The sequence below is a fragment of the Mycobacterium sp. NPDC004974 genome (assembly GCF_053600815.1).
In genome coordinates this window covers 26378-38736 of record NZ_JBSGAQ010000001.1, presented here as the reverse complement: position 1 = coordinate 38736, position 12359 = coordinate 26378, and the positions used below count along the sequence as shown (strand labels likewise).

Sequence of the window (12359 nt, the reverse complement as noted above, 5' to 3'; positions counted from 1 at the left end):
TACTCGGGACTACTCGAACGGGTTGTCCCCCTTGGCGACCCGAGTCCCCAGCGCGAGGAGGTTCTCCGCCGACGCGTGAAGTTGCTCGCCGGCGTCGCGGCTGGCCCGCCCGGCCAGGTACCGCGACCAGGTGCCCTCGATGACGATGCCGAGTTTGAAACAGGCCAGCGCCACATACCAATCCAGCCGGTCGGTCTGGCGACCCCCGGCGGCGCGGTAGGACGCTATGAGTTCACTGCGGTGGGCCAGACCGCCGAGGGCGGCCAGCGCCGACCCCGCGTTGATCGGATTGGGATCGTCGGGCCAGCACACCAGCATCCACCCGAGATCGAGCAGTGGATCGCCGATCGTGCCCATCTCCCAATCGATGAACGCGGCCAGCTCGGGGGTGTCCCGGCGCAACAGGACGTTGTTGAGGTGCGCGTCGCCGTGCATGATGCCGGGTTCAGCGTCCGGTGGGCGGTTGTCCTCCAGCCACTGCGCCAACTCCCCCACGCCCGTCAACGATTCGGGTGAATACTGCTCATGCCGGTAGCTGTCGAGAAGCCCCAGGAATTGCGGAACCTGCCGGGCCAGAAAGGATCCCGGCCGGCGGATCGCGGCGAGTTCGCTGTTCTCCCAGGCGACGTTGCCCAGTTCGGCGAGGCTGCCGGCATACGACAATCCGACGCGGTAACGCAGGTCGGCATCGGCCTCATACGCCGGACTCACCTCGGTACCGGGGTTGAATCCGTCGACCTCCTCCATCAGGTAGAACACGACGCCGATGACGTCGAGGTCGGTGCAGGCGGCGATGAATCCTGGATGAGGCACGGCTGAACCGGCCAGCGTGCGCAGCACCGCGATCTCCCGCAGCATGGTCTTGTCACTGGTCGGACGGGGGTGTAAAGGCGGCCGCCGCAACACCATTCGACGACCGTCGACGCTCATGCCCACCACGATGTTCTGGGTCCCGCCGGTCAGCGGTGCCACGTCGGTCAGGGTCGTTCCGATCCGCTGATCCTGCAACCACCGCTGAATGGCGTCCTGATCGGTGGCACTGAGTGACGGCAGTTCCTGAACATCGTCGGGCATGCAGTCATGGTGCCAGCTGCCCCGGTCGCCCAGGGTGGTTCGGCCGATCAGCGTACGTCTACCACTGTCAGCAGGTATTCCCACGGCATCGTGGAATCGGTGAGGAACCGGTCGCCGAGCGCGGCGATCTCGGCGTCCAGTGCCGCGACCCGATCGGTGTCTGCGGCGATGGCCCGGTAGGCCGAGATGGTCGGGCCGTAGTTGGCCTTGAAGTGGTCGCGGAACGCGGCGCCGTCGGTGAACGCGGTGACCTCCAGTTGCCGCCGCTCACAGGTCAACTCGCCGACCCGGTCCCCCAACAGGGTGCGCACATACTCCTCGTCTCCCCACCGCGGCGGCGGGGACACCCCCGGTGGCGGCGCCGGCACGTACGGCTTCATGGTGGCGAACAGCTGCCCGATGAAACCTTCAGGCGTCCAGGCGATGAGACCGATCCGCCCACCCGGACGGGTCACGCGCAGGAGTTCGTCAGCGGCCCGCTGGTGGTGCGGGGCGAACATCACCCCGATGCAGGACAACACAATGTCGAAGGAGTGGTCGCCGTAGGGCAATGCCTCGGCGTTGGCCTCTCCCCAGTCGATCGCCACTCCGGCTTCCGCTCCGAGTTGACGTCCCTGTTCGACCAGTTCCGGGCACAGGTCGCTGGCGGTCACCCGCGCACCGGTCGCGGCAGCGGGGATGGCGGCGTTGCCGGTGCCGGCAGCCACGTCCAACACGCGGTCACCGGGCCCGACGCCGCTGGCTGCGACCAGCACGGGGCCCAGCGGGCGCACGATGTTCGCGGCGATCGCCGCGTAGTCTCCGAGCGCCCACAGCGCCCGGTGTTTGGCCTCAAGCTCACTGTCGGCGATCGTGACGTTCATGGCCAGACTCCCATCGTCCATTTCTCCGGTCGGTTCCATCGTCATCCCGCGAGGTGCGGCCATTCCAGTACCAGATCTGTAGTGGGCCAGGTTCTGGATCTGTACTGGCTTCCGGGCCACGACAGCGGTGTACTTAAGACACTGCGCACTCTCCCGGGGAGGAAGACCGCCGATGTCGACATATGGCCAGTTCTGTCCCGTGGCCAAGGCCATGGAGTTGCTCGACGAACGCTGGACCTTGTTGGTGGTCCGAGAACTACTGCGGGGCAGCGCCCACTTCAACGATCTGCGCCGCGGTGTGCCGAAGATGTCCCCGGCACTGTTGTCCAAGCGGCTGAAATCGCTGACCCGCGCCGGGGTGATCGAACGCTCCGAAATAGACGGGCGCACAAACTACTCCCTCACTCCATGTGGCCAGGAACTCGCCGGCGTGGTCGATGCACTCGGGTCGTGGGGCGTGCGGTGGATCGGTGAGCTCGGCGAGCAGGATCTCGATCCGCACCTGCTGATGTGGGACATGCGCCGCACCATCCCCATCGGGGACTGGCCGCGCTCGCGCACCACGATCGCGTTCGTCCTCGACGGTGTCGCGCCCAAGTCGTCGAGGTGGTGGCTGACGGTCAGCGACGGGCAGGCCGACGTGTGCGATTTCGATCCCGGCTACGAGGTGGCCGGCACCGTACAGACCCACCTGCGCACTCTGATCGAGATCTGGCGCGGTGACGCCGGGTGGGCGCGTGCCGTGCTCGATGGCAGTGTCGCCTTGTCAGGCTCCGCTGACGTCCGCCGGGCTATCCCGAAATGGCTGGGCCAGAGCACTGCGGCTGCGATTCCGCGGCCGGCCTGAGCGGTCAGTCCAGGATCCGGCGGGCGACGTTGGTGGTGACAAGGTCCAGGAGTTCGTCGGCACGCCCCGCGAGGATCGTGCGGATCGCGTAGAGCGAGAACCCCTTGGCCTGCTCGACCGTGATCGCCGGCGGTATCGACAGTTCCTGGCGGGCGGTGAGCACGTCGATGACGGCGGGGCCGTCGTGGGCGAAGGCATCGGCAATGGCGCGCTCGAGGTCTGCCGGTTCGGTGACCCGCCGGCCGAACACGCCCATGGACTGAGCGACTGCGGCGAAGTCAGGATTGACCAGGTCGGTGCCGAACGTGACGATGCCCGCGGCCTTCATCTCGAGCTCGACGAAATTCAACGACGAGTTGTTGAAGACGATCAGCTTGACCGGCAACCGGTTCTGGATCAGCGTCACCAACTCACCGAAGAGCATCGTCAGACCGCCGTCACCGGCCAGTGCGACCACCTGCCGGCCCGGGAACGCCGTCTGCGCGCCGATCGCGTGCGGCAGCGCGTTGGCCATGCTGCCGTGGTTGAACGACCCGACCAGCCTGCGCCGACCGTTCATGGTCAGGTAGCGAGCCGCCCACACCACCGGGGACCCCACGTCGCAGGTGAACACCGCATCGTCGGAAGCGAGCCGGTTGGCAAGCGCAGCAACATATTCCGGCCGGATCGGGGTCTTGTCGCGATCGTTGACGGCGAGCGAATCGAGGGTGGAGCGCGTCTTGCGGTAGTGGCGTAACGACCGGTCGAGGTGCTCCCGGTTGGTCTTGGGCCGCAGCAGCGGCTGGAGTGCGGCCAGCGTGTCGGCGACGCTGCCGCGCAGGCCGAGGTCGATCGGGGTGCGGCGGCCCAGATTGCGGCCGCGGATGTCGACCTGGATGACGGTGGCGCCCTCGGGATAGAACTGCTGATACGGGAAGTCAGTGCCCAGCATCAGCAGGGTGTCGGCCTCCTTGATGGCCTTGTAGCCCGAGGCGAACCCGAGCAGTCCGGTCATGCCGACGTCGAAAGGGTTGTCGTACTCGATGAATTCCTTGCCGCGCAACGCATGAACGATCGGGGCCTGCAGGGCTGACGCCAGTTCGATCAGGGCGTCGTGCGCACCGGCCACGCCCGCGCCGCCCAGGATCGTGACGCGCTCGGCGCTGTTGAGGATGTCGGCGGCCCGGCGCACCGACTCGTCGTCCGGGCGCACGATCGATCGGGTGGGCCGCACCGGGCGTGCCGTCCAACCGGTCTCCCCCGCACGCTGCAGGAAGATCTCACCGGGGATGACGACGACGGCGACGCCGTTCTCCTCGACGGCCGCTCGCATCGCCATCTCCAGGATGCGCGGCGCCATCTCGGGAGTGCTGACGAGTTCGCAGTAGACGCTGCATTCGCGAAAGAGGTCCTGGGGATGGGTTTCCTGGAAGTACTCCGACCCGATCTCGGTGCGCGGAATGTGGGCGGCGATCGCCAGCACCGGGACGCGGCTGCGCTGCGCGTCGAATAGTCCGTTGATCAAGTGCAGGTTGCCCGGCCCGCAACTACCCGCACACACGGCCAGTTGCCCGGTCAGTGCGGCGTCAGCGGCCGCGGCGAACGCGGCGGTCTCCTCGTGCCGGACGTGCTCCCAGGTGATCTCGCCGCTGCGCCGGATGGCGTCGGTGAAGCCGTTGAGGCTGTCGCCGGGAAGACCGTAGACCCGTCGTACCCCGCTCAACGTCAGGGTGGAGATGACCTGGTCTGCAATCGTCGCCATGACGCCTCCCCGGTATGCGATTCCGGCGTGATCGGTGACGCTGGGCGCCCTCGATCACGCCGGATTCACTCTACTTGGGGGCGAAGCGCTGGCCGGCGTCCAGACGCAGGCACTGGCCGTTGAGCATCGGGTTCTCGGCGATCGCGACGGCGAGCTTGGCGTACTCCTCGGGCTTGCCCAACCGCTTGGGGAACGCGGCGTCCTTGGTCAGCACCGCGGCGAACTCGTCGGGGATGCCTTCGGTCAGTCCGGTGGCGAACAGGCTCGGCGCGATGGCCAGCACCCGGATCCCCAGGCTGCCCAGGTCGCGCGCCATGGTCAGGCACATCCCGGCGATGGCCGCCTTGGACGCGGTGTAGGCAACCTGACCGATCTGACCCTCGAACGCCGCGATCGAGGCGGTGTTGATGATGACGCCGCGCTCCTCGGCCTCGGCATCGACCGGCTCGTTCTTGCTCATGTGCCAGGCCGCCAGCCGGCTGATGTTGAACGTGCCGATCAGGTTGAGGTCGATGGTGGAGCGGAACGAGTCCAGGCTGTGTGGACCGTCCTTCTTGATGGTGCGCTCACCGATGCCACCACCTGCGGTGGTCACGATGATGTGCAGGCCACCTAGCGCCGCGACGGCCTCTTCCAGCACCTTTTCGGTGCCGTCGAAGTCGGTGACGTCGACGGGGAAGAACGAGCCGCCGATCGCGTCGGCCACTTCCTGCCCCTTGGACTGGGGCCGGTCCAGCACAGCCACGCTGGCGCCACGCTTGGCCAATGCCTCAGCGGTGGCCCGGCCGAAGCCCGACGCGCCGCCGACGACGATCGCCTTCTTGCCTTCGATCTCCATCTAGCTTCCTTTCCAAAAATGACCGAAATCGTAAAGCAACCTATCCCATCAACCCTTCCGGTAAGCCTTTCGGGTTCCCCCTTTTTTTCTTCCTCTTCCGGTTCCCCTGCACCGCGACCGTGCATGCCTGTTCCCTGACACGCCGCATGTCGCCGGCATTCCGCGCTCCCTCACCGTCGACGAGCGTGCGAAAAACCCTCGACGCCGCCCCACGACCCCGTTAAGTTCGCCTGCCATGACACCTGCCCAGCACTGGCGCGACCGACTCCGCGAATCCCTGCTGTCGGCGCGCAAGTCCCGCGACGCCACCAGCGTCACCGCGATCCGATCGGCGTTGAGCGCCATCGACAACGCGGAGACGCCGCAGGCCGACCAGACCGATACCCGCATCGGCGGACCGATCGCGGGTGCGGTGTCCGGGGTGGGCTCGACCGAGGTCGCCCGCCGGGCGCTCAGTGACGCCGAGATTCGCGGCCTCATTCAGACAGAGGTCGATGAACGACTCACGGCGGCAGACCAATACATCGCGAATGGGCATCACCAACGCGCGGCGGACCTGCAATCGGAGGCCTCCGTCCTGACGCAGGTGCTCAGCCAAACCCCGGAGGTTGTCTGAGCCCCGTGGCACGCTGAGGGCGTGTTGCTCGCCGACGTCACCTCTGCATCCGCCGACATCGCGGGGACGTCGGCGCGGCTGGCCAAGATCGACCGCATCGCCGCCCTGCTGTCGGTGGTCGCCGCCGAGGGCGACGCCCGCACAGTGGCGGTCACGGTGTCCTGGCTGTCCGGAGAGCTCCCCCAACGCCAGATCGGCGTCGGATGGGCGGCGTTACGTTCACTGCCGGCACCGGCAGAGGACCCGGAGCTGACAGTGGACGGGGTCGACGAGCGGTTCACCCGGATCGGCGCGGTCTCCGGGAAGGGCTCGCAGGCGCTGCGCGCCGAATTGGTGCGGGACCTTTTCGCCACAGCCACGGACACCGAGCAGACCTTCCTGCGCCGCCTCCTCGGTGGCGAGCTGCGTCAGGGCGCCCCGGCCGGGGTGATGGCCGACGCCGTGGCCCGGGCATCCGGCATCCCCGCGGCCGAGGTCCGCCGCGCCGCCATGCTCGCCGGTGATCTACCCGCGGTGGCCGCCGCGGCGCTGACCGGTGGCCGTACCGCCCTGACCGACTTCGCTTTGCAGGTCGGTCGCCCGGTCGGGCCGATGCTCGCACAGACCGCGACCGGTGTCACCGATGCGCTCGAACGCCTCGGCGGCACAGCGATTCTGGAGGCCAAGCTCGACGGCGCCCGGGTACAGATCCACCGCACGGGATCACAGGTGTCGGTGTTCACGCGCAGCCTCGACGACGTCACCCACCGGCTGCCCGAGGTGGTCGAGGCGACGCTGGAATTGCCGGCCACGGATCTGATCGCCGACGCCGAGGCCATCGCTCTGCGTCCGGACAATCGCCCGCACCCCTTTCAGGTCACCGCCGCCCGGTTCGGCCGCAAGACCCCGAATGATCTCGAACCGCTTTCGGTGTTCTTCTTCGACCTGCTGCACGTCGACGGCCGGGATCTGCTCGATCTGCCCACCGACCAGCGGCTGGCCTCCCTCGACGCGCTGGTTCCGCAGGACCGCCGCGTCGATCGCGTGGTTACGTCGGACACGTCGGTCGCGCAGGAGTTCCTGCACCGCACCCTGGCCGCCGGCCATGAGGGCGTCATGGCGAAGTCACCGACGGCACCGTATGAGGCTGGCCGCCGCGGCGCCGGCTGGCTCAAGGTCAAACCCGTGCACACCCTGGACCTGGTGGTGCTGGCCGTCGAGCAGGGGTCGGGGCGGCGCACCGGCAAGCTGTCCAACATCCACCTCGGCGCGCGCGATCCCGACACCGGCGGATTCTTGATGCTGGGCAAGACCTTCAAAGGCATGACCGACGCGATGCTGGCCTGGCAGACCGAGCGCTTCCGGGAACTGCAGGTCGATGACGACGGCTGGGTGGTCACCGTCCGGCCGGAGCAGGTCGTCGAGATCGCCTTCGACGGGGTCCAGCGGTCGAGCCGCTACCCCGGTGGCGTCGCGCTGCGCTTCGCCAGGGTCTTGCGTTATCGCGACGACAAGACCCCGGATCAGGCGGACACGATCGATACCGTGCGGTCGTATCTCGCCAGCCCGTGACCACAATCGGTCTCCCATGCGAGGCAGCGTCGTCGAGAATGGCGACGTGGACAATCGGGAGCCCGAGAAGCAGATGGCAGGAGTGCGTGCTCTGCTCATGGAGTGGGACGCCATCGGCGTTGCGGACGCCGTCGAATGCCAAGACGAGTACGACTGCATGATCGGTCCGCTTCTCGGCCACATTCGGAGCGGAGCCGACGCCGTGTTCCTGCACGGCTGGATCGCACGCGAACGAGTCGACCACTTCGGCCTGAACCCTGATTTCGGCGCAGATCGCAAACTGGCAGAGGCGCTCGTTTCCTGGCGCGACGGCGAGTAGTCCGATGGGCGAATTCACCGCCGAGGACTACGAGTCCATCGATCGGGCATCCCGCGAACTCCACGCTCGCGGATGGCGCAAGGCATTCACGGTGAATGAGATGTTCGCTGCATGGGCTTCACTCGTCGCAGAAGTCGAGCGGGGCTACGACCAGATGGCGTATGAGTACACCAACGACATGGCTTGCCGGGACTGGCTTGCCCTCGTGTGGCCGATGCTGACCGACCGCGTCCGTGGCGCACGCGTTGGGGAGCTGGAGGCGCTCGACGCCCGCTTCCGCGCCGCAACGGTGGACGACGGAGGCCTCGCAATTGGCAGGTTCTACCGCATCGAGAACAAGGACGGCTGGTGGTGGCATCGCCGGCCGATCAACGTCGCGGGCGAGTTTGCGGCTGACATCGCAGCCAACTGACTTCGCGGGGCTTGACCGCGTGATGCTGACGCGGCAGACCGAGCACGATCGACACCGTGCGCGCATTCCTCACCTGACCTGCCGACGATTTCCCGGTTACGGTTCGGAAACCGGGATTCGATGCCGCGCGGTTTGGCGCGATGAAAAGATCACAGACGACGCGTATGACACTGGGTGAGCGAGGAGAGACCGTGGCAACACCGGACGCCCCACCGGCGGACCGCATCGAGGAGCACGACGGCGACGTCACCTATATCCGCACCGACAAGGATCTTCCGCCGGTGGCGATCATCGACCGCTCTCCGATCACCGCCAAACACAAGGCGATCTTCGCGACAGTCGCGGTGCTGGGCGCAGTGGCCTGGGCGGTCATCGCCTTCTTCCGCGGTGAAACCGTCAATGCGGTCTGGTTCGTGATCGCCGCGATCTGCACCTACGTCATCGGCTTCCGGTTCTACGCCCGGTTGATCGAGATGAAGATCGTCCGGCCTCGCGACGATAACGCCACTCCGGCCGAACTTTTCGACAACGGCACGGACTACATGCCGACGGATCGGCGGGTGCTGTTCGGTCATCACTTCGCCGCGATCGCGGGTGCCGGCCCGCTGGTCGGCCCGGTGCTGGCCATGCAGATGGGCTATCTGCCCGGCACGATCTGGATCATCATCGGCGCCGTGGTGGCCGGCTGTGTCCAGGACTACCTGGTGCTGTCCATCTCGGTGCGCCGCCGCGGCCGGTCGCTGGGCCAGATGGCGCGCGACGAGCTCGGCCTGGTCGGCGGTGTCGCGGCGATCGTCGGCGTGCTGGTCATCATGGTGATCCTGCTTGCGGTGCTGGCGCTGGTGGTGGTCAACGCGCTCGCCGAAAGCCCCTGGGGTGTCTTCTCGATCGCGATGACGATCCCGATCGCCATCTTCATGGGCCTGTACCTGCGGTTCTTCCGCCCCGGCCGGGTGTCGGAGGTCTCCCTGATCGGTGTCGTACTGCTGCTGCTCGCGGTGATCGCCGGCGGTTGGGTGGCCGAAACATCCTGGGGCGCCGATTGGTTCACCCTCTCCAAGGTCACCCTGTCGTGGTGCATCATCATCTACGGCCTGGCCGCCTCGGTGCTGCCGGTGTGGTTCCTGCTGGCCCCGCGTGACTATCTGTCGACGTTCATGAAAGTCGGCACCATCGCACTGCTTGCCGTCGGCATCCTGATCGCCCGGCCGGTGATGCAGGCACCCGCGATCTCGCAGTTCGCCACCAGCGGCACCGGCCCGGTGTTCGCCGGCTCGTTGTTCCCGTTCCTGTTCATCACCATCGCCTGCGGTGCTCTGTCGGGCTTTCACGCGCTGATCTCCTCGGGCACCACGCCCAAGCTGCTGGAGAAGGAAAGCCAGATGCGGCTGATCGGCTACGGCGGCATGCTCACCGAGTCCTTCGTCGCGATCATGGCGCTGATCACCGCGGCGATCCTCAACCAGCACCTCTACTTCGCGATCAACGCACCGACAGCCGCTACCGGTACGACGGCACAGACCGCGGCCGACTACGTCAACGGCCTTGGCCTGTCCGGTCAGCCGATCACTGCACAGGAGATCACCGCAGCCGCCGAGGGCGTGGGCGAGCACTCGATCGTGTCGCGGACGGGCGGTGCACCCACCCTGGCCTTCGGCATGTCCGAGGTGCTGCACCAGGTGTTCGGCGGCGAGAGCCTCAAAGCGTTCTGGTACCACTTCGCGATCATGTTCGAGGCGTTGTTCATCCTCACCACGGTCGACGCCGGCACCCGGGTCGCGCGATTCATGTTGTCTGACGGCCTCGGCAATCTCGGTGGGCCGCTGAAGAAGCTGCGCAATCCCAGCTGGCGGGCCGGCGCCTGGGCCTGCAGCGTCATCGTGGTCGCCGCGTGGGGTTCGATCCTGCTGATGGGCGTCACCGACCCGCTGGGCGGCATCAACACCTTGTTCCCGCTGTTCGGCATCGCCAATCAGCTGCTGGCCGCGATCGCATTGACGGTGGTCACGGTGGTGGTGATCAAGCGCGGGCTGGTGAAATGGGCCTGGATTCCGGGTATTCCGCTGCTGTGGGATCTGACGGTGACGATGACGGCATCGTGGCAGAAGATCTTCTCCGCCGACCCGAAAGTCGGTTACTGGAAGCAGCATTCGCAGTACGTCGCCGCCCAGGAGGCCGGCAAGTCGACATTCGGTGCGGCGAAGAACCCCGATCAGATCGACGCGGTCATCCGCAACACCTTCATCCAGGGCACCTTGTCGGTGGTCTTCGCGGTGCTGGTGCTGATCGTGTTCATCGCGGGCGTCGTGATGGCGCTGCAGGCGCTACGTGGAACCGGGCGACCGCTGGCCGTGGATGAGGAAGTGCCCTCGCGCATCTTCGCCCCGTCAGGTCTGATTGCCACTTCGGTCGAGAAGGAGGTGCAGAAGCAGTGGGACGCCTTGCCCGGAGCACACGCCAGGCCGCACGCCACATCGGGTGGTACTGGTCAACATTGATGGGCGACAACCACTATCGGCGCTACGTCGCGCTCCGCGCCCGTACTCATCCCGGTGACCCGGTGCTGTCCGAGCGGGATTATTGGAAAATGCGGCACCGCAACACGGAAGCCAATCCAGGGGCGCGCTGCTGCTGAACCGCGAATCTGCTGATGGCCTGGCCTGAAGCCGTCACGTCCGGCTAAACTGTCGTCCATACGGTAAGGCCGTCGTGAATGGAGCGCGTTCGTGAACAAAGACGACATGATCCTGATCAGCGTGGACGATCACATCGTCGAACCGCCTGACATGTTCAAGAACCACCTGCCGAAGAAATACGCCGATGAGGCGCCGCGTCTGGTGCACAATCCCGACGGCAGCGACACCTGGCAGTTCCGCGACATCGTCATCCCCAACGTCGCGTTGAATGCGGTCGCCGGCCGGCCCAAGGAGGAATACGGCCTGGAGCCACAGGGCCTCGACGAGATCCGCAAGGGCTGCTACAACGTCGACGAACGAGTCAAGGACATGAACGCCGGCGGCATCCTCGGCTCGATCTGCTTCCCGTCCTTCCCCGGTTTCGCCGGCCGCCTGTTCGCCACCGAGGATCCCGAGTTCTCCCTGGCCCTGGTCCAGGCCTACAACGACTGGCACATCGACGAATGGTGTGGCGCCTACCCGGCCCGGTTCATCCCGATGGCACTTCCGGTGATCTGGGACGCCGAGGCGTGCGCCGCCGAGGTCCGCCGGGTGTCGAAGAAGGGTGTGCACGCGCTGACGTTCACCGAAAACCCCGCCGCGATGGGTTACCCGAGTTTCCACGACGACTACTGGACCCCGCTGTGGAAGGCGTTGTGCGACACCGACACCGTGCTCAATGTGCACATCGGATCGTCGGGCAAGCTGGCCATCACCGCCCCGGACGCGCCGCTGGACGTGATGATCACCCTGCAGCCGATGAACATCGTGCAGGCCGCCGCGGATCTGTTGTGGTCCAAGCCCATCAAGGATTACCCGGATCTCAAGATCGGGCTGTCCGAGGGCGGGACGGGCTGGATTCCGTACTTCCTGGAGCGCGTCGACCGCACCTATGAGATGCACTCGACCTGGACGCACCAGAATTTCGGCGGCAAGCTGCCCAGCGAGGTGTTCCGTGAGCACTTCCTGACCTGCTTCATCTCCGATCCGGTCGGCGTCGCGTTGCGCGACAGGATCGGCGTCGACAACATCAGCTGGGAGGCCGACTACCCGCACAGCGACTCGATGTGGCCGGGCGCCCCCGAGGAGCTGTGGGACGTGTTGACCGAGAACAACGTGCCCGATGACGAGATCAACAAGATGACTCACGAGAACGCCATGCGCTGGTACTCGTTCGACCCCTTCACGCACATCTCGCGCGATCAGGCGACGGTTGGCGCGCTGCGCAAAGCCGCTGAGGGTCATGATGTTTCGATCCAGGCGCTGAGCCACCACGAGCAGGGCACCCGCGGTGACGCGCTGCACGCCGCGGCGCGGGGGAACTCGGGGTCGAGCTAGTCGACACCGGGTCCGACCCGCGAGGCGTACCTTTCCTACTGACCCGCCAAGTGGTTCCCACGAGGGTCAGGAGGGAAGGTGCATC

12 protein-coding genes are annotated in these 12359 nt (G+C 66.6%); 8 read left to right on the top strand and 4 right to left on the bottom strand.

Annotation, left to right across the window (positions count from 1 at the left end; all coding sequences use genetic code 11):
* Positions 1–9: 9 nt before the first annotated feature.
* Both ACWEFV_RS00185 and ACWEFV_RS00180 read right to left on the bottom strand, forming a co-directional pair.
* Positions 10–1074 (bottom strand): phosphotransferase family protein, encoded by a 1065-nt coding sequence (locus ACWEFV_RS00185; protein ID WP_450068649.1) that lies wholly within the window; start codon positions 1072–1074, stop codon positions 10–12.
* A gap of 47 nt (positions 1075–1121) precedes the next feature.
* Positions 1122–1937 carry a class I SAM-dependent methyltransferase gene (locus ACWEFV_RS00180; protein ID WP_450069239.1) on the bottom strand — a complete coding sequence of 272 codons (816 nt, stop codon included), beginning with the start codon at positions 1935–1937 and terminating at the stop codon, positions 1122–1124.
* A 172-nt stretch (positions 1938–2109) separates the two neighbouring features.
* Between ACWEFV_RS00180 and ACWEFV_RS00175 the strand changes: the two genes are divergently transcribed.
* Positions 2110–2784 carry a winged helix-turn-helix transcriptional regulator gene (locus tag ACWEFV_RS00175; RefSeq protein WP_135453482.1) on the top strand — a complete coding sequence of 225 codons (675 nt, stop codon included), beginning with the start codon at positions 2110–2112 and terminating at the stop codon, positions 2782–2784.
* A 4-nt stretch (positions 2785–2788) separates the two neighbouring features.
* Here the strand turns inward: ACWEFV_RS00175 and poxB are convergent, their stop codons facing one another.
* Together poxB and ACWEFV_RS00165 are read right to left on the bottom strand one after the other, a co-directional pair.
* The gene (gene poxB / locus ACWEFV_RS00170) at positions 2789–4525 is read right to left on the bottom strand and encodes a ubiquinone-dependent pyruvate dehydrogenase (protein WP_450068648.1); all 1737 of its coding nucleotides are present in this window, start codon (positions 4523–4525) and stop codon (positions 2789–2791) included.
* A 70-nt stretch (positions 4526–4595) separates the two neighbouring features.
* Positions 4596–5363, bottom strand: coding sequence for an SDR family NAD(P)-dependent oxidoreductase (locus ACWEFV_RS00165; RefSeq protein WP_090424937.1), 768 nt, complete (start codon positions 5361–5363; stop codon positions 4596–4598).
* Between the two features lie 235 nt (positions 5364–5598).
* Here ACWEFV_RS00165 and ACWEFV_RS00160 point away from each other — a divergent pair, with 235 nt between their 5' ends.
* From ACWEFV_RS00160 to ACWEFV_RS00130, 7 genes are all read left to right on the top strand, one after another.
* Positions 5599–5979, top strand: a complete 381-nt coding sequence (locus ACWEFV_RS00160; RefSeq protein ID WP_450068647.1) for a glutamyl-tRNA amidotransferase — start codon at positions 5599–5601, stop codon at positions 5977–5979.
* Between the two features lie 21 nt (positions 5980–6000).
* Positions 6001–7530: an ATP-dependent DNA ligase gene (locus ACWEFV_RS00155; protein WP_450068646.1), complete on the top strand. Its 1530-nt coding sequence runs from the start codon at positions 6001–6003 to the stop codon at positions 7528–7530.
* Between the two features lie 46 nt (positions 7531–7576).
* Positions 7577–7849 (top strand): hypothetical protein, encoded by a 273-nt coding sequence (locus ACWEFV_RS00150; RefSeq protein ID WP_450068645.1) that lies wholly within the window; start codon positions 7577–7579, stop codon positions 7847–7849.
* Between the two features lie 4 nt (positions 7850–7853).
* Positions 7854–8261, top strand: coding sequence for a hypothetical protein (locus ACWEFV_RS00145; RefSeq protein WP_135453479.1), 408 nt, complete (start codon positions 7854–7856; stop codon positions 8259–8261).
* Positions 8262–8452: 191 nt separating this feature from the next.
* Positions 8453–10759: a carbon starvation CstA family protein gene (locus ACWEFV_RS00140; protein WP_135453478.1), complete on the top strand. Its 2307-nt coding sequence runs from the start codon at positions 8453–8455 to the stop codon at positions 10757–10759.
* Complete coding sequence (locus ACWEFV_RS00135; protein WP_450068644.1) at positions 10759–10896, top strand: YbdD/YjiX family protein; 138 nt, start codon at positions 10759–10761, stop codon at positions 10894–10896. The genes ACWEFV_RS00140 and ACWEFV_RS00135 overlap by 1 nt, the downstream gene beginning before the upstream one ends.
* A 91-nt stretch (positions 10897–10987) precedes the next feature.
* Entirely contained in the window at positions 10988–12274 is a 1287-nt protein-coding gene (locus ACWEFV_RS00130) for an amidohydrolase family protein (RefSeq protein WP_135453476.1), read from the top strand.
* Positions 12275–12359: the final 85 nt, after the last annotated feature.